Source organism: Amycolatopsis sp. 195334CR, from assembly GCF_017309385.1.
Taxonomy (GTDB): domain Bacteria; phylum Actinomycetota; class Actinomycetes; order Mycobacteriales; family Pseudonocardiaceae; genus Amycolatopsis.
This window is the reverse complement of record NZ_JAFJMJ010000004.1, coordinates 498,811-520,681: the sequence shown is the minus strand read 5'-3', so window position 1 is coordinate 520,681 and position 21,871 is coordinate 498,811. Positions and strand designations below refer to the sequence as shown.

Below are 21,871 nucleotides of genomic sequence, written 5' to 3'. Positions count from 1 at the left end.
TCCGTTTCCACTTCATCGAGAGGGTACCCCATGCCGAAGGACCGCTTCCTCCTGCTCGAACCCGGTCAGGCCAGGCCGGGCCGGGTCGCGCTGCCGCCCGCGTTCTCGGTCAAGGCGATGACCGGGGACACCGAGACCCGCTTCTCCCTGCTCGAGGTCACCCTGGCCCGCGACATCCCCCGGCACACCCACCACGAGGCCGACGAGTGCATCTACGTGCTCGACGGCGAACTCGGGATCGACTTCGACGACGAGTCCCACGTCGCCGGGAAGGGGAGCTTCGTGCTGCTGCCGCACGGCGTGCCGCACGCGCTGCGAGCCGTTTCGCAGCCGCCGCCCCGGGTGCTGCAGATCTCCTCACCGGGCGGCTGGGAGCACTACCTGGAGGACCTGTTCGAGGCCGGGCCCGCCGTGCTCACCGGGGGCGCGCTGGACCCGGTGAAGATCAACCCGATCGCCGCGCGGTACGCCATCACCTACGAGGAGTGAACGGCGGCCTCGGCGGCCGCGCACCGGTCGAGGCCGTCGAGGGCGTGCTGCCGCTCGTCGAGTGAATTGGCCGGGTGTTCCCGCGCGAGCACCACCTCGAACTGCCTGCGCGCCAGCGCCGGCTGCCCGGCGGCGAGGTAGGTGTTGCCGAGCCGGACGCGGATCTCCAGTTCGAAGAGCGCCGGGTACTGCTCACTGAGCAGGCCCAGGGCCTGGTGGTGCCGGTCGAGCGCGACGCCGAGGTGGCCGAGCCCCTCCTCGGCCGTGCCGAGCCTGGTCAGGCAGCCCGGCAGCAGCAGCAAGTCGGAGATCCGCTCGGCCAGCTCGACGCTCTCCCGCAACGCGACCGCGGCCTCGGCGAACCGGCCGACGTGCAGGTGGATGCTGCCGATGTGGCACAACGCCTCGCCGACGATGTGCGGGTTCTCCAGCTTCTCCCCCAGCACGCGGGCGCGTTCGGTGTGCTCCAGTGCCTCCTCGGGCCGTCCGGCCCGCAGGTGCAGGTATCCCAGCGTGGAGGTGGCGCGCTCGGCCAGCCAGTCGTCGTCCAGGTCGACGGCCAGCGCGAGCACCTCGGCCAGCTCGCCCGCCACGTCCTGGTTCCGGTCGATCAGCCCGTCGATCAACGCCCGGCAGCCGCGTGCCCTCGCCTCGGTGCCCCGGTCACCCTGGCCCTCGGCGAAACAGGCCCGCGCGCGGTCGACCTCGCCCCGCACGAGGTGCGCGTAACCCAGGCAGAACCGCAGGATCGCCGTCGTCCGCGGGTCGTCGGCGCGGGCGGCGACCGGCAGCGCGGCCTCGATCGCCGCCCGGCACTCGTGGTAGCGACCGCGCCGGACCAGGTAGTCGACCGCGCCCTCGGCGAGGCGGCAGGCCAGGTCCGGGTGCCCGGTCCCGGCCGCGTGGGCGACCACGTCCGCCAGATCACCGGCGGTGTCGAGCCAGGCGAGCGCGTCCTCGCGGCGCTCGAACGGCCCGGGCTCGGCGGGCAGGCGCGCGATGCCACCTCGACCGGCACACCGGACGGCGGCCAGGTGCAGCCGGAACAACCCGGCCCGCACCGCGTCCGCCTCGGCCCGGTCCTCGGCGGCGAGCCGCCGCGCGTACACCGCGACCAGGTCGTGCAGCCGGTACCGGCCGGGCACGGTCTCCTGCACCAGGTTCACGTCCACCAGGTGCTCCAGCAGCCGCCCGGCCTCGGCGAGCGGGCGGCCGAGCACCGCGGACAGGGCCAGCTCGTCCAGCTCGGCGGCGGTGGCCAGGCCCAGCGCCCGGAACGCGCGCCGCTGCCCGGCGGGCAGCTGGTGGTAGGACAGCCGGAACGCGGTCTCCACGCTGCGGTCCTCGGCGGTCAGCTCGCCCAGCCGGTTCCCGTCGTCGGCCAGCCGGGAGACCAGGTACTCGAACGTCCACATCGGACGGTTCTGCAGCCGGGACCCGGCGATGCGCAGCGCGAGCGGCAACCGGCCGCACAACCGCGCCAGCTCCCGCACCGCGTCGCGCTCGGCGGCCGCCCTGCTGCCGCCGACCAGCCGGTGCAGCAGGTCCTCGGCCTGGTCCGGGTCGAGCGGCCCCAGCGACACCCGGCCGGTCACGTCCAGCCCGGCCAGCCGGCGGCGGCTGGTCACCAGCACCCGGCTGCCCGGACCGGCGGGCAGCAGCGGGCGCACCTGCTCGGCACCGGCGGCGTCGTCGAGCACCAGGAGCAGGCGCAGCGAAGCGGTCGCCGCCCGCCAGGAGGCGGCCAGCTCGTCGAGGTCGTCGGGGGTGGTGTCGTCGGCACCGACGGCGCGCAGCAGCCGCCGGAGCACGCGCGCCGGTTCCAGCGCCTCGTGGCCGTCGCTGTGCCCGTGCAGCGTGACGTAGAGGCTGCCGTCCGGGCAGCGCTCGCGCAAGGACCGCGCCGCGCGCACCACCAGCGCGGTCTTCCCGGCCCCGGCCACCCCGTCGACCACCCGCACCTCGACCGCGTCCTGGTCACCCGGGGCGGTCAGCGCGGCCAGCTCCCGTTCGCGGCCGGTGAGTTCACCGAGGTCGTTGGGCAGTTCGTCGCGGATCCGGCGGGGCGGTACCGGCCGGTGCGCGGGCCGTTCGCCGATCTCCGCCAGCTCGTCGTCCCCGCGCAGCACCGCCTCCTGCACCCGGCGCACCTGCTCGCCCGGTTCGAGCCCGAGGTCGTCGATCAGCCTGCGGCGGAGCGCTTCTAAGGCGGCCAGCGCGTCGGCCTGGCGGCCACTGCCGTACAGCGCGCGCAGCTGGAGCGCGACCAGCGGCTCGCTGTACGGGTTCGCCGCGATCAGCACGGCCAGCTCGTCGATCGAGTCGGCGTACCAGCCCAGCCGGATCTGGCCGTCCAGCTTCTCGCGGGCCAGTTCGGTGCGGCGCTCGGTCAACCGGCGGCGCTGCCCCTCGGCGAACGGGCCCGGCAGCCCGGCCAGCGGTTCCCCGGTGAACAGGTCCAGCGCGCGGGCGTAGGCCCCGACCGCGGCGGTCAGGTCGCCCGCCTGCCGCGCGGCCCCCGCCTCGGCGACGATCGGCTCCAGCCGCGCGACGTCCACCTCGGCCCCGCGGCTGACGAACCGGTACCCGCCGCGGTCGCTGTCGATCACCGGCTCGTCCCCGCGCAGCGACTTCCGCAGCCGGAAGACGTAACCGGGCAGCACCTTGACCCCGGTGCCCGGCGGCTCGTCGCCCCAGACGCCGTCGAGCAGCTCACGGCGGCTGACGGTGAGGTCGGGACGCAGCACCAGTGCGGCCAGCACCGCCTGCTGGAGCACGTGCCCGAGGTCGAGCTGGCCGGATCCGCGCCAGGCGCGCGGCGGGCCGAGCAGGCTCAGGCGCAGTCCGGTGGTCATCGGCTCAGCCCCGCCGGTGGCCGACGATGTCGAGACTCACCCACCGCACGATACCGGCCCGGTCAGATCAGGCCGTGGCGCAGCGCGTGCGCCACGGCGTGCGTGCGGTTGCGCAGTTCGAGCCGCGTCAGCAGGCCCGACAGGATGTTCTTCACGGTCCGCTCAGCGTAGGCGAGTTCCGCGGCGATCTCCGCGGTGTCGCGGCCTTCGGCGAGCAGCCGCAGCACCTGGATCTCCCGGGGCGACAGGCCCTTCGGGGGCCGGGGCGCGGGCGGACTGGCCAGCCCCTGGCTCGCGTCGCTGATCGCGCGCATCAGGGACGCGGTGGTCAGCGCCCGCCGCGGCAGCCGGACCACCCCGTCCCCGGCCCGCCCCGGATCGTCGGAGACCAGCACCACGCGGGCACCCGGATCGATCCCGCCGAGCACCTCACCCGCGCCGTCCGGCAGCACGACGACCACGTCCGCGCCCCGATCCACCACCAGGATCCCGGGCTTCCCGCCGAGTTCACCGGTCACCCCGGCGAGCAAGAACGGATCCGCGGCCAGCACCGCCACCCGAACCGGCACGGGTCACCTCCGAGGTCGTGAGACCCCAGCAGACACCCGGCCGCTGGGGCACACTCAAGCCCCGGTGACGCGCACCACGTCAGGCCTTGCGCTGCATGCTCTCCCGCGCGGGGTTGCCCTGCTCGCCGGCCTTGGGATCCTTCTCGTCCTGCTTGGCCCGGACGCCGGACTCCACCCGCTCCCCGAGTTCCTTGTCCACATTGGACCAGTAGTCGAACGCCCGCCGCAGCACCGGTTCCGACACGCCGTTGAGCAGGTGCCCGACGATGTTGTCGACCAGCCGCTCGCGCGCGGCGTCGTCGAGCACCTCGCGCACCATCGTGCCCGCCTGGCCCCAGTCGTCGTCCTCGGCGTGGTCGACGTAGGCCGCGCGGACCATCTCGCCTTCCGCGGCCCAGCCCGCGGGGGTGCCGTAGCGCTGCACGTCGGCGCGCGGCCCGCCGTAGGAATTCGGCGCGTACACCGGGTCGGCGACCTTGGTGTAGCGCATGCTCCCGTCCTTGCTGTAGCTGTGCACCGGCGAGGTCGGGGCGTTGACCGGCAGCTGCTTGTAGTTCGCCCCGATGCGGTACCGGTGCGCGTCGGCGTAGGCGAACAGCCTGCCCAGCAGCATCCGGTCCGGGCTCGGCCCGATGCCCGGCACCAGGTTGTTCGGCTCGAACGCGGCCTGCTCGATCTCGGTGTGGTGGTCGGTCGGGTTGCGGTCCAGCGTCATCCGCCCGACCTCCCGCAGCGGGTAGTCCCCGTGCGGCCACACCTTGGTCAGGTCGAACGGGTTGAACCGGTAGTCCTTCGCCTCGTCGAAGGGCATCACCTGCACGTACAGCGTCCAGCTCGGGTGGTCCCCGCGCGCGATGGCCTCGAACAGGTCGCGCGTGTGGTAGTCGGTGTCCGCCGCGGCGAGCTGGTCGCCCTCGTGCTGGGTGAAGGTCTCCACGCCCTGGTCGGTCTTGAAGTGGTACTTGACCCAGAAGCGCTCCCCGGCGGCGTTGACCCACAGGTAGGTGTGCGAGCTGTACCCGTTCATGTGCCGCCAGGTGCGCGGGATGCCGCGGTCCCCCATCAGCCAGGTGACCTGGTGCGCCGACTCCGGGGACAGCGTCCAGAAGTCCCACTGCATGTCGTGGTCGCGCAGGTTGTTGTCGGCGCGGCGCTTCTGCGACCGGATGAAGTGCTGGAACTTCAGCGGGTCCTTGACGAAGAACACCGGCGTGTTGTTGCCGACCATGTCGTACACGCCTTCGCCGGTGTAGAACTTCAGCGCGAATCCGCGCGGGTCGCGCCAGGTGTCCGGGCTGCCGCGCTCCCCGGCCACGGTGGAGAACCGCGCGACCATCTCCGTCCTGGTCCCCGGCTGGAACACCGCGGCCTTGGTGTAGCGGCTGACGTCCGCGGTCACCTCGAAGTGGCCGAACGCCCCGCTGCCCTTGGCGTGCGGCTGGCGCTCGGGCACGCGCTCGCGGTTGAACTGCGCCATCTGCTCGATCAGGTAGTGGTCCTGGAGCAGGATCGGCCCGCCCGCGCCGACGGTGAGGGAGTGCTCGTCGCTTTCGACCGGGATTCCGGCGTCGTTGGTGGTGGGGTGGTCAGTCATTCGCGCCGGGTACCCGGTGATCACCCGTTCACACCCGCGCGTCGCTCACCCGGGTGAAGACAGCAGCGGCTCCAGGCGTTCGACCAGCCTCAGGTAGTCGGGCTCACCCGGGATGCCCGCGTCACCGGCGGGCAGCTCGACGATCCCGGGTGTTGGGCACCGTCGAGCTGGTCGCTCCGGTCGGTCATGTCGCCGTTCTCGGCCACGTCGAACAGCGCGATGTCGTTCTCCGGTTCACCGAGCGACGGTTCGTCCGCCGGCTCGTCCGAATCCACCGAGTCCGGGCAGAACGCCGGCGGGGTCTCCCCCGCTTCGACCAGCACCACCACGCCGGTCACCACCGCCGCGGCGGCCAGCGCGGCGACCAGGATCCCGCGCTTCACCCCGCCGCCGCGGCCGTGCCGCCCCGGCTGCCGGTGAAGCCCACCAGCACCGGTCCGGCCGGCAGCCGGGTGCGGCCGGGCACCACGTCCACCACGTGACGGCCGTCGGGCGCGAACACCGAGGCGGTGCCGCGTTCGGCGGAGTACAGCCACCCGTCCCGGACGTGGATCGGGCGCGACGCGGCGGCGGCGCCCGGCGGGAGGCCGAGCCGGAGGGACTGCTCCAGCGTCTGCGGTGAGTCCACCGAAGCCAGCACCTCCAGCGGGAGCACCGGTTCCGGCGGCTCGACCGGCCGTCCCGGCGGCGGCTGGTAGCCGTCCACGGTCGCCCGGCCCCAGCGGTACGGGTCGCCCTGCACCCCGCCCCAGGTCGACCAGCCTATCCGCGTCTGCCCGGTTTTGTCCTGCGTGTCCGAGTCGTAGACCAGCACGTTCAGCCCCAGCGACGCCGGGTCCACCGCGCCGGGCAGCTGCTCCATCGGAATGGCGACCTCGACGGTGTACCCGCCCTCACGCGGTTGCGCGGCCACCCGCACGCCGGGCGCCGGGCCCTGGGCGTTGTCGGCGTCGCGGAACGCACACGGTCCACCATCCGATGTGGACGGAAGGACCGCGAGCTTGTACGTGCTGGAGGTGTTCTCCGACTTGCCTCGTGGATCGAAGGTGAGTTCCACCGCGTCGGTGCGCCAGTGCCGCTTGCAGTCCGCGGTCGGCAGCTTCGTGCCCGCGACGTCGTCGGTGACGTCGACCAGCGCGTACAGCGTGTCGTCGTGCCAGGAAAGCCTTGCGCCGCCGGAACAATCCGCTGCCGATTCGCAGTCGTCCCCCTCCCAGCGCGCCGAGATGTCCAGCGCGTCGGCGGGGTACTCCCCCTCGCCCGCGGTGCCGTCGATCGCGGGCGCCGACGCGGCCCGCGGGATCACCGTCGCGGGCACGACCTCCAGTGCCGCCGCGGTAGTGCCACTCGACGTGACCAGCTGGTAGGGAAAGTCCTTTCCGGACGGAAGCGACGCGTCGGTGTTGCGCACGCCGAACTTCACCTGGTGCGTGGCACCGGGCGCGAGTTCGGGATAGGCCTGCTCCTCACCACCGCTGAACCCGGCGGGCAACGCGAGGGACACCACCCCCTGCCGCGGGACGGGGCTTTCGTTGCGCACGGTCACGGTGATGTCCCGCGTCCCGCCGGAGGGCACGGTCAGCACCGGCAGCACATCGCCCGCCCGATCGGGGAAGCCGGTCTCCCGCGCCCACGCCTGGTACTGCGCGACCTGCGGCAGCGGTTCCTGCGTGGCGACCACCGGCGGCACCACCTCGACGATCGCCTCGGTGCGGTCCCCTGTGGACAGTGCCGCGCCGATGCGTGCCTTGCCCGGCTCGGCGTCGGCGGGCACGGTCACCGTGCGGTCCCGCACGGTCCAGCCCTCGGGCGCGGTCAGCTCGACCTCACCCGGTTCCGACGAGCGCACGTCGATGCGCACCCGCTCCCCCGGCGTCACGCGGTACCGGTCGGCCGTGGCGGTCAGCGTCGGACCCATCGGGACCGCGCCCGCGAGCAGACCGTCGATCCCGCGGAGTTCCTGCTGGTAGGGCACCCGGCTGGCCACCTGGGTGAAGTAGTCACACGCGATCTTCGCGGGATCCGCCGGCGCGTCCGGGAATCCCGCCCAGCCCTGGCTCGCGTATTCGCGCTGCGCCTCGCGTTCGATCTGGGCCCAGGTCTTGCCGTCCGGCCCGGTCTTCCCGGCCCACACACCCCAGACCCGGTCGGTCGGCTCGTCGGGGGTGAACGCCGAAACGCAGTCCGGCCCGGTGGTTCCCGAGCCGCCCAGCCCGGTGGTGAACAGTTTCGCCACCGCCCACGGCTTCCCCGCCCCGGGGAACCGGGACGGGTCGGCGGCAGCCGTGTACGCCTCGAAAGCCAGCCTCGCGGCGTACTGGTGATTGCCGTGGTTTCCCGGCGAGGGCGCCGGATCCATGGTGAACACGATCTCCGGCCGGGTCTGGCGCACCACCCGCACCAGCTTCTCCAGCGTCGACTCGTGCCCCCACGCCTGCTCGGTCAGCGGCGAGCTGACCGTGTAGTAGAAGTCGGCCCGATCGAGGTTGAACACGTCGGTGACCCCGGCGCGCCCGACGGCCTTGCGTTCCTCGGCCTCCCGGAGCAGCCCCAGCTCGGGCCCCTCTTCCGGACCGACGGCGTTGCCGCCACCCTCACCCCGGGTCACCGTGACCACGCCGGACTCGAGGCCGAGCTGCCCGATCGTGGACAGCGTCGACGCCTCGTCGTCGGGATGCGCCCCGACGAACAGCACGTCCAGATCCGCCCGCGGTTCCGCCGCCGCGACCGGCGGCGCCAGCCCCGCCACCAGTGCCGTCCCCAGCACCGCTGCCACCAGTGCGCGCATGACCAGCCTCCCGAATCAGCCCTTGACCGAACCGTCCACCATGCCGCGGATGAAGTGCCGCTGCAGGAACAGGTACAGCACCACCACGGGTAACGCCACCAGGACCGACGCCGCCGCCAGCAGCGGCACCGTCGTGGTCGCCGGGCCGGAGAAGAACTGCAGGCCCAGCGGCGCGGTCCGCAGTTCCTCGCCGGTGACCATCACCCTGGCCAGCAGGAACTCGTTCCAGGTCCACATGAACACCAGCACCGCCAGGGTGACCATCGCCGGGCGGCCCATCGGCACCAGGATCCGCCACAGCGTCTGCCAGTGCCCGGCGCCGTCGAGCCGCGCGGCCTCGACGATCCCGCGCGAGGTCGACCGGAAGTAGGTGCGCAGCCAGAACACGCCGAACGCCACCGACTGCGCGACCTGCGGGAAGATCAGCGACGCGTAGGTGTTGGTCAGCCCGAGGTCGCGCAGGTCGAAGTACAGCGGCACCACCACCGCCTCGGCCGGCACGGTCAACCCGAGCAGCACCAGGTAGAACAGCACCTCGCGGCCCCGGAACCGCATGGTGCCGAAGGCGTAGGCGGCCAGCACGGACAGCAGCAGCGACAACGCCACCACGCAGATCGACACCAGCACGCTGTTGAGCAGGTAGCTGCCGAACCGGGCCTGCGTCCACGCCGCGGCGAAGTTCTCCCAGTGGATCCCGCCCTGCCCGGCAACCTCCGACCGCAGCGCGGTCACCAGGATCGCCACCATCGGGTACAACGCGAAAACGGTGAACACGCCGAGGATCAGGTACGTACCGGCGCGTTCGGCCGCGGAGGCCTTCATCGGCGCCCACCCCCGGCGATCCGGGTGATCACGAAGGTGACCGCGAAGGCCAGCAGGGTGATCGCCACGCCCATCGCGGCGGCCGAGCCGACCTGCCCGCCGTGGAAGGCGCGCTGGTAGATCTCGTACGCCGGCACCGTGGTCGAACCACCGGGCCCGCCCTGCGGGGTCATCATGTAGACCAGGTCGAAGGTGCGCAGCGCGGCGATCACGGTCAGCGTCAGCGCCACGCCGATCTCCGGGCGCAGCGAAGGCAGGATCACCGTCCGGAACTCCCGCACCGGCCCGGCCCCGTCCATCCGGACCGCGTCGAACAGGTCACCGGTGATCTTCCCGATGCCGCCGAGGAACAGCACCATGGCCAGCCCGGTCTGCACCCAGGTGCCGACCACGCCGACCGCGAGCAGCGCGGTGCTCTCGTCCCCGAGCCACGCCCGCCCGGGCGTGCCGAGCAGCGCGTTGAGCACCCCGTCCGGGGCGAAGATCCGCTGCCACGCCACGGCGACCACCACCATGGCCACCACCTGCGGCAGGAACAACGCGGTCCGGAAGAACGGCAGCCCGCGCACCCGGGTCCGGTGCAGCACGGTGGCCAGCACCAGCCCGATGCACACCGGCAGCACGGAGAAGAACAGCACCAGCACCGCCGCGTGGCCGAAGGCGGCCGCCGCCCCCTCCTCGGTGGCCAGTTCGACGTAGTTGTCCAGGCCGGTCCAGGTGCCCGGGCTCAGCCCGTCCCAGTCGAACAGCGAGAGCCATCCGCTGTGCAGCAACGGGAACAGCAGGAACAGGCCGTAGACCGCCAGTGCCGGGAGGACGTAGAGGTAGCCGACCCGCCGCGGTTCACCGGCCGCCACGACTCGCGTCCAGATCGGCCTGCAACGCGCCGAGGAACTTCTCGGTGTCCAGTGCCCCGCTCAGCAACTGCTCGACCGCCCCGCTGACCACCTCGTAGGCGTTGGGGGTGGCGTAGTCGAGGTAGGGCACCAGCCCCGGCGACGCCGACGCGGCCTGCCAGGCGTCGAACACCTCCTTCTGCAGTCCGGCGACCTGCTGCTGCCCGGCGTCGAGCACCGGCAGGTTCGCCGTCTCCCCCAGCACCTTCATCGCCTCGGGCGAGGTGATGAAGTTCAGGTAGGCCGCGGCCGCGTCGGGGTTCTTGCTCTTCGAGCTGATCGCCCACGGCAGGCCGGTGCCGCCGGTGATCGACTCGCCCGGCGGGCGCAGGAAGCCGACCGAGTCGCCCATGGCCGCGGTCAGGTCCGGGGTGAGCCAGGTGCCGTTGATGTGGAAAACGCCCTCGCCCTTGGCGAAATTGGCCCACGAGTCGTCGTTCTTCAGCCCGGCGAACCCGGGCGTGAGGTACCCCTGGCCCGACCAGTCGAGCACCTGCTTCGCCGCCGCGCGGTTGGCGTCGGTCGGCCAGCTCGCCTCCGGTTTGCCCAGCGCCAGCGCGGTTTCCGCGGCGGGCTGGGAATGCCGGTGCATGGCCACGCCGAACAGGTACGGCCCGGCGCTCTTCTCCAGGTTCCCCAGCTGGATCGGCAACTGCCCGGCGGCCTTCGCCTTGGCCAGCGCGGCGTCGAACTCGGGCCAGGTGGTCGGCGGGGCCACGCCCAGTTCGGCGAGCTTGGTCTTGTTGTAGTAGACCCCGACCAGCTCACCGGTCTGCGGCAGGCCGTACAGCTTGCCCTCGCCCAGCGCGTCCCCACCGTCCGGATAGGACGCCAGGCGCCGCACCGATTCGGGGTAGCGGGTGGTCCACTGGTAGGCCTGCGCGTAGCCGTCCAGCGGCACCAGCAGCCCGGCCTTGACGAACGCGCCCATGTCCTGCTTGCCGTTGTTGACCTGCGCGATGTCGGGTGCCTCGTTGCCGCTCAGCCCCAGCTTCACCGTGTTGCGCAGGTCGTCGAAGGAGCGCGCGACGCGGTTGAGCTTGATGTTCGGGTAGGTCCGCTGGAACTGCTCGTTGAGCCGGGTGATCTGCTGTTCCTGGCCCGCGCGCGTTTCCTGGTCCCAGATGGTCAGCGTCACCTCGCCCATCGCCGCGACGTCGGTGCGCACCTCACCGGCCGGGCGGTCCGCCGGGCGATCGGAGGAGCCGCCGGGCGTGCAGGCGGTCAGCGCGGCGATCGCGGTGCCGATGGCCGCGACGCGCAGTGCGGTGGGGTAACGGCGTTTCACGAGATGCCTCGCAATCCGATCGTGGCGCTGGCCCGGCGCACCTGGGTGCTGCCCCGGTCCGGCAGCAGTTCGTTGAGGAAGGTGTAACCACGCAGGTCGCGTTCGTCGCGGCGGCCGACCAGCCGCCACCACGCCGCGATGTCACCCCAGCCGGGCGCCGACTGGGAACCGCCGAAGTGCTGAACCGACAGCGCCGCGCAGAGGTTCGCGAAGTGCACCCGGTCGGCCAGCGGCCAGCCGGCCAGCGTGCCCAGCACGAACCCGGCGCCGAACACGTCCCCGGCCCCGGTCGGGTCCAGCGCCGCCACGTTGAGCCCCTTGACGTCGGCCTCCTCCCCGGTGGCCGAGTCGACCGCGTACGCCCCGCGCGGGCCGCGCGTGACCACCACGGCGGGCACGATCTCGGCGAGCTTGGCGGCGGCGGAGCGCACGTCGTCGGTGCGCGTGTAGCGGGTGGCCTCGACACTGTTGGGCAGCACCACGTCGTAGCCGTCGAGCAGCTGGCGCAGCATCGCCGGTTCCCACCGCTGCGTCGGGTCCCAGCCGACGTCGGCGAACAGCAGTGCGCCGTTCTGCTTGGCCGTGCGCACCCACTCGTCGTCGTGCAGGTCGACGTGGACGAAGCAGGCGCGGGTGGGCGGCGGCGGGTTGAGCAGGTCGTCGGCGCTGATCGGGGCGGGGTGGCCGTGGGTGACCATACTGCGGTCCTTCTCCACCGCCATCGACACGGTCAGCGGGGAGTGCCAGCCGTAGAAGCGGCGCGAGTGCGACAGGTCCACGCCCTCCTGGTTGGCCAGCACGTCCCAGCAGAAGTCCCCGTAGGCGTCCTCACCGAACGCCGCGGCCAGCCCGGTCCGCACCTGGAGCCGGGACAGCGCCACCGCCAGGTTGGCGATGCCGCCGGGGCTGGAACCGAGGCCGTTGGCCCACACCTCGGTGCCCGGCTCGGGCAGCTGGGGCAGGCCGGTGAAGATGATGTCGAGGAAGACCGTGCCCGACAACAGGATGTCGAGCGCGGGCGGGTCGTCGGCGGCCGTCCTGGCGCCCGCGTCGAGATCGATCGTCACGTCGCAGGGTTCGTTGTCTTTCCCGGGAGTCACCGCCGAGCCTCCTTTGCTGGGTTCCGGCAGTCTGCACCCTTTTGAAAGGAATTGACAACTGCCGGTGCAGGGAAATGACTGATAATGTCCGCAGGGTGCTACCCCAGCGCCGGTACTCCGAGATCGTGCGGTGCCTGACCCGGGACGGGTCGGCCTCGATCTCCGTGCTCACCGACCAGTTGCAGACCAGCGCGGCGACCATCCGGCGCGACCTGATCTCGCTGGAGCGCGACGGGGTGCTGACCAGGGTGCGCGGCGGGGCCGTGCTCAACCCGGCGGCCGAGCTGCCCTTCGACTACGTGGCCGATTCCGGTCACGACGGCAAGGCGGCGATCGCCGCGGCCGCCGCCGAGCTGGTCCGCGACGGTGAGGTGCTGCTGCTCGACATCGGCACCACCGTGCACCAGCTGGCCAAGCACCTGCACGGCAGGCGGATCACCGTGGTGACCAGCAACCTGGCGGTGTACGACGAGTTCGCCGACGACCACGCGATCGAGCTGATGCTGCTGGGCGGGCTGGTGCGGCGCAACTACCGGTCGATGGTCGGTTTCCTCACCGAGGACGCGCTGCGTCAGATCCGCGCCGACCGGCTGTTCGTCTCCGCCTCCGGGGTGGCCCGTGACGGCGCGCTGATGGACGACACGGTGGTCGAGGTACCGGGCAAGCGCGCCATGCTGGCCGCCGCCGACCGGGTGGTGCTGCTGGCCGAGGCGCGGAAGTTCCCCGGGGCCGGGCTCGCCAGGGTGTGCGGGCCCGGCGAGATCGACGTGCTGGTGACCAACGCGGGGGCGAGCCGGGAGACGCTCGCCGTGATGCGGGAGGCGGGCGTGGAGGTGCGCGAAGTATGAGGCTGGCGATCCTGGGCGGTGGCGGGTTCCGGGTGCCGCTGGTGCACGCCAGCCTGGTCGCCGATCCGGGGCGGCTGGTCGACGAGGTGGTGCTGCACGACGTGCGCCCGGAGCGGCTCGCCGCGATCGGCGCGGTGCTCGACCAGCAGGCGGCGGGCGCACCGTGGCGGCCGCGGCTGAGCACCACGACCTCGCTGGACGAGGCACTGTCCGATGTGGACATGGTGTTCTCGGCGATCCGGGTCGGTGGGTTGGAGGGCCGCAGCGTGGACGAGCGGGTCCCGCTCGCCCACGGTCTGCTCGGGCAGGAAACCGTGGGGCCGGGCGGGGTCTGCTACGCCCTGCGGACGGTGCCGGTGGCGATGGACATCGCCAGGACGGTGGCTTCGCGTGCGCCCGGCGCGTGGGTCATCAACTTCACCAACCCGGCGGGCGTGGTCACCGAGGCGATGTCGGCGGTGCTGGGTGACCGGGTGATCGGCATCTGCGATTCGCCGGTCGGGCTGTGCCGCCGGGTGGCGGGGGCCTTGGGGGTGGACGCTTCGCGGGCTTCGTTCGACTACGTGGGCTTGAACCATCTCGGCTGGCTGCGGCGCGTTCTGGTCGACGGGCGGGACGTGCTGCCGGGTTTGTTCGACTCCCCCGCGCTGACCTCGTTCGAAGAGGGGAAGCTGTTCGGTTCGTGGCTGCGAACGCTGGGCGCGGTGCCGAACGAGTACCTGCATTATTATTATTTCGCCAGGGAAACGCTGGCACAGATGGGCGTTCAGGAAAGCACTCGGGGTGAGTTCCTGCGCTCGCAGCAGGATGCCTTCTATGCGGCAGCGGCCGCCGACCCCGCAGGTGCCTTGACGCGCTGGCAGGAAACCCGAGCGGAACGCGAGCGCAGCTACCTGGCGGAAGGCCGGGCCGTCGCCGGTTCCGGTGAACGCGACACCTGCGACACCGAAGGCGGGGGGTACGAGGAAGTCGCGCTGCGCCTGATGAACGCGATCGCGGGCAACCGGGAGGCGTCGCTGATCCTGAACGTCCGCAACCGCGGCGCCGTGGCCGGACTGGACGATGATGCCGTCGTCGAAGTCCCCTGCACGGTGGACGGGAACGGCGCGCGCCCACTGGCCGTCGGCGCGGTCCGCCTGGCCGAGCTGGGCCTGATGCAACAGGTCAAGGGCGTCGAACGAGCCACCATCGACGCCGCCGTCCACCGCCGCCGGTCGGCGGCCCTGCTGGCCCTGGGCACGCACCCCCTGGTGAACTCGGTGGCCGCCGCTACGCGGGTGCTGGACGAGTACGTGGCAGCCTTCCCGGAACTCGCCGACCTGTCCTGAGCCAGCCCGGTTCTTTCGCGTAACGACGATCGCCGCCCGAGCTGGCAACGGGACCCCGCAGCGCGGGTGTTCAGCGTTGTTCGTCGGTCTGGTAGTCGGGGCCTGCGGCTCCGCCCGCGTCACCGCCGGCGCCAAGAAGGCACTGACCCAGCGGGTCACATCGGAATTCTCGCGATCGTTCGAGTTCCACGCCCGCACGAAGCGGACCGAAGAGATGGGCAGCATCCTTCCGCGGCTGGACCAGCCGATGGCGCTGGTCCAGCGTTCCCTCCGGTACCGGACGATCGTGTTCCTGTCATGGGCCCGCAGGAGATCGACTACATCGATCCCAGCTCCTCGGCACCGGGCCACATCGCCTTTCCCCGGCAGCAGCCCAGCCTGCACCGGATCGCCAACGGAAACTTCCCGCTCAAGTGGTGCAAGCGGTCCGGTCCGTGGGGCAAGGAGGAACCGGCCGCGGTTCCGCCGTCGTACCGCCTGAAGCTGGTCTTTTCCGCGACCCGGCGGAAGATCGCTTCAAAGCCGAGCCGAATAGGGCGTTATACACCAGGCAAGATCCGCCCCGTCACCTCGCCCAGGCTGATTCGGCTGCCGTCAGCACCCGGTGCCGTGGCGCTGATCGTGACCTCGTCGCCGTCTTCCAGGAAGGTGCGGGGTGCGCCGTTGACCTCGATCGGTTCCGCGCCACCCCAGGTGAGTTCCAGGAAGGCGCCTCGCTCCCCCTTGGCCGGGCCCGAGATCGTGCCCGAGGCGAACAGGTCCCCGGTGCGCGACGACGCGCCGTTGATCGTCATGTGCGCCAGCATCTGCGCCGGCGACCAGTACATCTCGCGGTACGGCGGGCGGCTCACCTCCTCCCCGTTCCACCTCACCACCAGCTCGACGTCCAGCCCCCACGACTCGCTCTCCCGCAGGTACGGCAACGGCTCCGGATCCTGCCCCGGCAACGGCACCCGCGCGGCCTCCAGCGCCGGCACCGGCACCACCCACGGCGAGATCGACGTCGCGAAGCTCTTCCCCAGGTTCGGCCCCAGGGGAACGTACTCCCACGCCTGGATGTCCCGCGCCGACCAGTCGTTGACCAGCACCACCCCGAACACGTGCCGCGCGAAGTCGTCGGGGTGGATCGGGGTGTTCGCCGGGGTGCCCGTGCCGACCACGAACCCGAGTTCCGCCTCGATGTCGAGCCGCGTGCTCGGCCCGAACACGCCGCCCTTGCGCTGCCCCGACGGCCGCACCACGTCCGTGCCCGACACCACCACCGTGCCCGCGCGCCCGTGGTACCCCACCGGCAGGTGCTTCCAGTTCGGCAGCAACGGTTCGCCGTCCGGCCGGAACAGCTTCCCGACGTTCGACGCGTGGTGTTCCGACGCGTAGAAGTCCACGTAGTCGGCGACCTCGAACGGCAAGTGCAGCCGCACCTCGTCGACCGGGTACGCGGGCAGCTCGGTCCCCACCAGCGACTTTATCCGCGAGCGCACCGCCACCCACCGGTCGTACCCCTGCGCCATGAACGGGTTCAGGCTCGGCGCGGCGAACACGTCGTCGTCCAAAGCGGCGGCCAGGTCGACGACGGAGTCCCCGATCCGCACCCCCACCCGGGGTTCGACGCCGTCGGCCGAGAAGACGCCGTAGGGCAGGTTGTCCGGTCCGAACAGGGTCATGCTTCTCCTTGCAATAGGCCTAGTTCGAGCAGTTCGTCCAGTGGCTCGCGGATGCTGCAGGTGCCGAACGAGGTGAACCACGAGCGGGCCGCGGCGATCCGTTCCGGCCCCAGCTCGCGGATCCGCGCGACCACCACCTCGGCGTCCCGTTCGGACAGCAGGGCTTCGGCTTCTTCCTCACCTCGTGAAGCAGTGGCCAGCAACAGGTTCAGGAAACCGTGCTGCTCGAACCCGGTCACCGGATCGGTGTTGCGCACCGCGTGGTGCAGACCCGCGGTCGCCTTGAACGCCACCCCGGCGCGGACCGCCGCGCACACCGAGGACGCGAGTTCCGCTTCGGACGGATGGAGGTCCGCGGTCACCCCGCCCGTCCGGAACTTCGCCCGGTACCCGGTCCCGGCAAGCGAGGCCAGCACCGGAAGGCGGCGTTCGTCACGCGGGATTTCCACGTACACCTCGCCTTCCAGCCCGGAAGGAACTCCGTCCGGCACGGTGATCTCCCACGCCACCACCGGCACCCCTCGCGCGGCGGCCCGTTCCCGCGCCTCCGGCACACGCGCGGGTCCGCCGGGAAAGGTGAGCGAGACCGGCAACGGCACCGTCAGCTCATCCAGCATCGACTCGGCCAGCACCAGTGGTCCGACCATGTCGGCGTACCACGAAGCCCGGTGTCCAAAGTGGTCGGTCACCGCGTCCGGCAGCGAAGCCGAGCCCGGTGGGAAAACGGCGGCATCGTCGAAAAGTCCGTCGGTGAGCTTCACGATTCCCTCGGCACCCGCAGGAACGAGAGCATGATCGCCGCCACCACCAGGCAGCCGATCGGGAAGTACAGCCCGACCGTCACGTCCGTCTCGGTCGCGGCCAGCCCGATGGCGTACGGCCCGAAGAACCCGCCCAGCGCCGCGATCGAGTTGATCCCGGCCAGCCCGACGGCCGTGTGTTCCTTCGACAGCACCTTCGCCGCCATCGCCCAGTACGGCGCCAGGTAGCCCAGCACCCCGACCGCCGCCAGCGACAGGCTGATCAGCGAGAGCACCGGCGTGGTCTTGAACAGGATCGCGCCGAGGAAACCGATCGCCGCGACCAGCACCAGCGCGATCACGTGCAGTTTGCGCTCCCCCGTGCGGTCGGAATTGCGCGCCAGCACCAGCATGCCGATCGCCCCGACCACGTAGGGCACCGCGCCGAGCAGCCCGATGTTGGTCGACGAGTACGACGGGTCGAGCTGCTTGACGATCAACGGCAGGAAGAAGGTCAGCCCGTAGAGACCGCAGGCGATGAACAGGTTCGCCACCGCCAGGTGCAGGACCTTGCCGTTGCGGACCGCGCGCAGCTGCCCGAGAAAGGTCTCCTTCCGCTCCGGCTGGTACTCCTTGTCGATCTCCGACTGCAGCCAGCCGCTTTCCTCGCGGGTCAGGAACCGCGCGTCGGCGGGCCGGTTCGGCAGGTACAACAGCGTGAGCACGCCGATCAGCACCGCGGGCGCGCCCTGCAGGATGAACACCCACTGCCAGCTGCTGAGATCCAGCCAGTGCACGTGGTCGAGGATCCAGCCACCGCTGAGGCTGCCCAGCACCAGCGCGATCGGCTGCGCCAGCGCCAGCGTGGCGATCGCGCGCCCGCGCTCACGCCCGCGGAACCACAGCGTCAGGTACAGCAGCAGCCCGGGGAACAGCCCGGCTTCGGCGATGCCGAGCAGGATCCGCGCGATCAGCAGCTGCGTCACGTCCGCGACGAACCCGGTCAGCACGGTGACGATGCCCCAGCTGACCGCGATCCGGGACAACCACAGCCGGGCGCCCACCTTCTTCATGATCATGTTGCTCGGGATCTCGAAGACCACGTAGGCCAGGAAGAAGATGGCCGAGGCGATGCCGAAGGTGGCCGCGTCGATGGCCAGTTCGGTGGACATGCCCAGCTGGGCGTAGCCGATGTTGGCCCGGTCCATGTAGTTGAAGATGTAGAGCAGACCGACGATCGGCATCACGCGCACGGCCACCTTGCGGATGGTGCGCTTGCCGATCTCGGGGTCGGCCGCTGGGATCACGGACATGGTTCTCCTCGACGTTGAGTAAAAAAGAATCAACCGGCGGCCGCGGCACGACCCGCGATCCGGCCGAACGTGATGGCGTTGGCGACCGCGTTCCCCCCGCCCACGTACCGGTTCCCGAGCACCCCGGCGCCCGCCTCGCCCGCGGCGTAGAGGCCCGGCACCCGGTCCCCCCGCTCGTCGAGCACGGCGGCACCGGCGTCGATCTCCAGTCCGGCGTGGGTGCAGACGAGCTCCGCGGGCAGGGTCCGGGCGGCGTAGAACGGCGCCTGGCCGATCGGCTCCAGCGGCCGCGTGACGCCCTTCGCGGCCAGCGAGCGGTGCCGCAGGAACTCGGAATCCTCCTGTCCGGCGGGCAATCCGGCGTTCCAGCGGTCGAGCGTGGCCCGCAGCGCGGCGGCGGGCACGCCCATCTTCCCGGCCAGCTCCTCGACGCTCGCGGCGCGCAAGGTGCGGCCGGCGTCGGCCTCGGCGTGCACGTGCGCGGCGTCCCAGTGCGCGTAACCACTGGGCAACCCGATCCGGGCGCGCTCGTCGAAGACAGTCCACACCGGACCTTTTTGGGCGTCGATGGTCCCGCTGGAGACCGCGTAGGAGGCGTCTTCGTCCATGAAGCGGCGGCCGTGGCGGTTCACCAGGACCCGCGACACCGGCGGGAAGCCGGACTGCCAGTGGTGCAGCCGCTGGAAGTACACCGTGGGCAGCAGCAACCCCCAGCCGTCGCCCGCGATCGCCGAACCGACCTGGGCGCCGAAGCCGAAGTGGTCACCGCGTGAACCTTCCGCGGCGACCACGAACAGGTCACCACCGGCGGCCGTCGCGGCCGGGTAGTACCGCTCCAGCAGTTCCGGGTTCCGCGCGAAGCCGCCGCTGGCGACCACCACCGCGCCCGCCCGCACCTCGATGCCGTCCGCGACCACCCCGGTGACCCGGCCGTCTTCGACCAGCAGCCGTTCGACGCGGGTGTTCGGCACGATGTCCACACCGGACTTCCGGCACGCCCCGGCCAGCACCTGGACCAGGCCGTACCCCTGGTCCTTCGGCACGTGCCCGCGCCAGACGTCCTCCACCCCGGCCCTGGTCAGGCCGGGCGTGTGCGCGTCGTGGGAGACCCGCGCGGGGATCTCGACGCCGAGCCCGATGAGCCATTCGACCGCCGGCCCGGCCTGTTCGCAGAAGGCACGCACCAGACCGGGTTTGAGCTGCCACTGGTTGAGGTCCTGGTAGTGCTGGAAGAACTTCTCGGCGGAGTCGGTCACGCCCAGCCCGGCCTGCACGCTGGTGCCCGCCGCGGTGAACATGCCCGCCGACAGCTGGGTCGACCCGCCGAGTTCACGTTCCGATTCGAAGAGCAGCACCGAAGCTCCCCGTTCGGCGGCGGACGCGGCCGCGGCCAGTCCCGCACCCCCACCGCCGATCACCACGGTGTCGACCGTGTCCGTCATCCGAGATCACCTCCGGCTTCGGCGACGATGCGGTGGTAGAGCCCGTTGGAGACCAGCCCACCGTCCACAGTGACCTCACTGCCGGTCAGATAGGTGGACCGGTCCGAGAGCAGGAAGAGCACGGTGTCGGTGACCTCGTCCGGGGTGGCCGTGCGACCGGCCGGAATGCTGGCCACGGCGGCCGAGACGAACGCGTCGGCACCGTCGAGCAACGCGGTCCCGACCAGTCCGGGGTGCACCGAATTGACCCGGATACCCCAGCTCGCGAAGTTGCCCGCGGCCGATTTGGACAGTCCGGTCAGGCCCCACTTGCTCGACGAGTAGGCGGGTGAGAAGTAGCCGATCTGCCCCGAGATCGAGGAGATGTTCACGATCGAGCCACCGCCGGAGTCGCGCAGCAGCGGTGCCGCCGCGCGCATGCCGTGGAACGGGCCGGACAGGTTGATCGCCAGCACCTGATCCCAGATTTCCGGCGTGGTGTCGAGGAATTCGAGCCGCCGGGAGATGCCGGCGTTGTTGACCAGCCCGCCGAGCGAGCCCAGTTCGGCCCGGATCCGCTCGACGACGGCCTCCCACTGCGCCGGATCGGTCACGTCGAGGCTGAACTCCGAGACGGTGCCGCCGTTCGCGGTGATCTCGGCGGCGACCGGCGCGGTGTCGGTGACGTCGGCCAGGCAGACGTGCACGCCACGGGCGCCGAGCGCGCGGGCGTGGTTCGCGCCCATGCCGCCCGCCGCGCCGGTGATCAGCACGACGTCCGGATAGGACACCGCCTCGCGGTGGTCAGACATGCCGGGATCCGCCGTCCACGGCCAGGCTGTGGCCGGTCACGTAGCGGGCGCTGTCCGACAGCAGGAACAGCAGCACGCCGACGACCTCTTCGGGTGAGCCGATGCGGTGCAGCGGGACCGCGTCGAGCGCCTTCGCCAGCGCGGGCGCGTCGTCCTGGATCCAGCGGGTCATCTCGGTGTCGATGTAGCCGGGTGCGATGGCGTTGACGCGGATGCCCTGGTCACCGAGTTCGACCGCGAGGGATTCGGTCAGGTGCGCGACGGCGGCCTTGGACGAGCAGTAGGCACCGCGGCCCCGGCGCACGCGCACGGCGGACACCGAGGACATGTTGACGATCGCGCTGCCGGGGTGCATGTGCGCCGCCGCGGCCTGGGCGCCGAACAGCACGCCCTCGACGTTGACCGCGAGCGTGGCGCGGATCTGCTCCGGGGTGATGTCGGGGACCTCGGCGAACGGGAAGATGCCCGCGTTGTTGACCCAGAAGTCGATGCGGCCGAACTCGTCGATCGCGCGCTGGGCGAGGGCGGCGTGGTCCTCGGCCTTGGTGACGTCGAGCGTCGCCGGGACCACGCGGCCGGGCTTGACTTCCAGTGCTTCGGCCGGTGCGGCGGCGTTCAGCTCGGCGGCGGTGGCCTCCATCGCCTCGCCGTCGAGGTCACCGCCGAGCACGTCGACCCCGCGGGCGAGCAGCCCGGCGGTGAAGCGGGCGCCCATGCCCCTGGCCGCGCCGGTGATCACCGCGACCTTGCCGGGGAACTCCGGGTACAGCGCGGTGACCGGCTGGTGCAGGACCCGTCCGGGGCCGGTTGGCGTCATCGAGATGTTCTCCTTGTTCTGGTGAGGGGTTCAGCGCCGCACGGTGCGCAGCCGGACGAGCCAACCGTCGCCCGCGCGGGCCAGTTCGTCGGCGAGCACGGTCAGCCGGTGCAGGCGTGACGGTCCGGCGATCTGCAGGTAGGCGCGCACGCGCAAGGTGCCGGGGTGGTCGCCGGGGCGGACCTCGATGGTGCTGACGACATGCCGCAGCATCTCGCCCGACTCGACGCACCCGGCGTGGAAGCGCTCGGCGAAGGCGACGAGTTCGCGGGTGCCGATCGCGGGTTCGGGGTAGCTCGGCGAGCGGAACTCGCCGTCCGGGGTGAAGGTCGCCGCCCAGTCCGCCGCCCGCCCTTCGTCGATGGCGTGGCTCTGGGCGGCGTAGAGCTGGTGCACGGCCACCACCTCGTGAGGCGGCACTTCCATCGGAACCTCCGTTGTTCCCGGCGCTGCTGCGTGCTATATTCGCACGCAGCGTGCGATATTTCGCAACCGTAAGCCGCCCCCGGCCGGTCGTCAAGGGAGTG

19 protein-coding genes are annotated in these 21,871 nt (G+C 71.6%); 3 read left to right on the top strand and 16 right to left on the bottom strand.

The genetic code is table 11. The annotated features are described in order from the left end of the window. The first annotated feature begins 30 nt into the window (after window positions 1-30). Complete coding sequence (locus JYK18_RS46180; protein ID WP_206810703.1) at window positions 31-489, top strand: cupin domain-containing protein; 459 nt, start codon at window positions 31-33, stop codon at window positions 487-489. On the opposite strand, the gene JYK18_RS46175 is transcribed toward JYK18_RS46180, so the two are convergent. The 9 genes from JYK18_RS46175 to JYK18_RS46135 all read right to left on the bottom strand — a co-directional run bounded on the left by JYK18_RS46175 (window position 477) and on the right by JYK18_RS46135 (window position 12,362). Beyond that, window positions 477-3,344: a BTAD domain-containing putative transcriptional regulator gene (locus JYK18_RS46175; protein ID WP_206810700.1), complete on the bottom strand. Its 2,868-nt coding sequence runs from the start codon at window positions 3,342-3,344 to the stop codon at window positions 477-479. The two genes, JYK18_RS46180 and JYK18_RS46175, sit on opposite strands and share 13 nt — an antisense overlap. Window positions 3,345-3,406: 62 nt before the next feature. Further along, complete coding sequence (locus JYK18_RS46170) at window positions 3,407-3,913, bottom strand: LuxR C-terminal-related transcriptional regulator (RefSeq protein ID WP_307796385.1); 507 nt, start codon at window positions 3,911-3,913, stop codon at window positions 3,407-3,409. 79 nt (window positions 3,914-3,992) lie between these two features. Further along, a complete protein-coding gene (locus tag JYK18_RS46165) occupies window positions 3,993-5,507 on the bottom strand; it encodes a catalase (RefSeq protein WP_206810698.1) in 1,515 nt (504 codons plus the stop codon). An 89-nt stretch (window positions 5,508-5,596) separates the two neighbouring features. Further along, a complete protein-coding gene (locus tag JYK18_RS46160; protein WP_206810697.1) occupies window positions 5,597-5,890 on the bottom strand; it encodes a hypothetical protein in 294 nt (97 codons plus the stop codon). After that, on the bottom strand, window positions 5,887-8,295 hold the full coding sequence (locus JYK18_RS46155) for a sugar-binding protein (protein ID WP_206810696.1): 2,409 nt from the start codon (window positions 8,293-8,295) through the stop codon (window positions 5,887-5,889). The genes JYK18_RS46160 and JYK18_RS46155 overlap by 4 nt, the downstream gene beginning before the upstream one ends. A 15-nt stretch (window positions 8,296-8,310) precedes the next feature. After that, on the bottom strand, window positions 8,311-9,117 hold the full coding sequence (locus JYK18_RS46150; RefSeq protein WP_206810690.1) for a carbohydrate ABC transporter permease: 807 nt from the start codon (window positions 9,115-9,117) through the stop codon (window positions 8,311-8,313). Continuing rightward, the gene (locus JYK18_RS46145) at window positions 9,114-9,974 is read right to left on the bottom strand and encodes a sugar ABC transporter permease (RefSeq protein WP_307796384.1); all 861 of its coding nucleotides are present in this window, start codon (window positions 9,972-9,974) and stop codon (window positions 9,114-9,116) included. Before JYK18_RS46145 ends, JYK18_RS46150 begins: the two co-directional genes overlap by 4 nt. Continuing rightward, window positions 9,961-11,301, bottom strand: a complete 1,341-nt coding sequence (locus JYK18_RS46140; protein WP_206810689.1) for an extracellular solute-binding protein — start codon at window positions 11,299-11,301, stop codon at window positions 9,961-9,963. Before JYK18_RS46140 ends, JYK18_RS46145 begins: the two co-directional genes overlap by 14 nt. Further along, window positions 11,298-12,362: a PfkB family carbohydrate kinase gene (locus tag JYK18_RS46135; protein WP_206810847.1), complete on the bottom strand. Its 1,065-nt coding sequence runs from the start codon at window positions 12,360-12,362 to the stop codon at window positions 11,298-11,300. The genes JYK18_RS46140 and JYK18_RS46135 overlap by 4 nt, the downstream gene beginning before the upstream one ends. A 134-nt stretch (window positions 12,363-12,496) precedes the next feature. Here JYK18_RS46135 and JYK18_RS46130 point away from each other — a divergent pair, with 134 nt between their 5' ends. Both JYK18_RS46130 and JYK18_RS46125 read left to right on the top strand, forming a co-directional pair. Further along, window positions 12,497-13,249, top strand: a complete 753-nt coding sequence (locus JYK18_RS46130) for a DeoR/GlpR family DNA-binding transcription regulator (RefSeq protein WP_206810688.1) — start codon at window positions 12,497-12,499, stop codon at window positions 13,247-13,249. Then, complete coding sequence (locus tag JYK18_RS46125) at window positions 13,246-14,577, top strand: 6-phospho-beta-glucosidase (protein WP_206810687.1); 1,332 nt, start codon at window positions 13,246-13,248, stop codon at window positions 14,575-14,577. Before JYK18_RS46130 ends, JYK18_RS46125 begins: the two co-directional genes overlap by 4 nt. Before the next feature lie 539 nt (window positions 14,578-15,116). Here JYK18_RS46125 and fahA read toward each other — a convergent pair. Genes fahA through JYK18_RS46090 form a run of 7 tightly spaced genes read right to left on the bottom strand, consistent with a single transcriptional unit; the run spans window position 15,117 to window position 21,770 of the window. Beyond that, complete coding sequence (gene fahA / locus JYK18_RS46120) at window positions 15,117-16,241, bottom strand: fumarylacetoacetase (RefSeq protein WP_206810685.1); 1,125 nt, start codon at window positions 16,239-16,241, stop codon at window positions 15,117-15,119. After that, window positions 16,238-17,002: a hypothetical protein gene (locus JYK18_RS46115; RefSeq protein ID WP_307796383.1), complete on the bottom strand. Its 765-nt coding sequence runs from the start codon at window positions 17,000-17,002 to the stop codon at window positions 16,238-16,240. The genes fahA and JYK18_RS46115 overlap by 4 nt, the downstream gene beginning before the upstream one ends. Continuing rightward, window positions 16,999-18,294, bottom strand: a complete 1,296-nt coding sequence (locus JYK18_RS46110) for an MFS transporter (protein ID WP_206810683.1) — start codon at window positions 18,292-18,294, stop codon at window positions 16,999-17,001. The genes JYK18_RS46115 and JYK18_RS46110 overlap by 4 nt, the downstream gene beginning before the upstream one ends. Before the next feature lie 29 nt (window positions 18,295-18,323). Further along, window positions 18,324-19,736 (bottom strand): FAD-dependent oxidoreductase, encoded by a 1,413-nt coding sequence (locus tag JYK18_RS46105; protein WP_206810680.1) that lies wholly within the window; start codon window positions 19,734-19,736, stop codon window positions 18,324-18,326. After that, window positions 19,733-20,527 (bottom strand): SDR family NAD(P)-dependent oxidoreductase, encoded by a 795-nt coding sequence (locus JYK18_RS46100; RefSeq protein WP_206810679.1) that lies wholly within the window; start codon window positions 20,525-20,527, stop codon window positions 19,733-19,735. Before JYK18_RS46100 ends, JYK18_RS46105 begins: the two co-directional genes overlap by 4 nt. Next, window positions 20,520-21,344, bottom strand: coding sequence for an SDR family NAD(P)-dependent oxidoreductase (locus JYK18_RS46095; protein WP_206810678.1), 825 nt, complete (start codon window positions 21,342-21,344; stop codon window positions 20,520-20,522). Before JYK18_RS46095 ends, JYK18_RS46100 begins: the two co-directional genes overlap by 8 nt. 30 nt (window positions 21,345-21,374) lie before the next feature. Continuing rightward, a complete protein-coding gene (locus JYK18_RS46090) occupies window positions 21,375-21,770 on the bottom strand; it encodes a nuclear transport factor 2 family protein (RefSeq protein ID WP_206810677.1) in 396 nt (131 codons plus the stop codon). Between the last annotated feature and the right edge of the window lie 101 nt (window positions 21,771-21,871).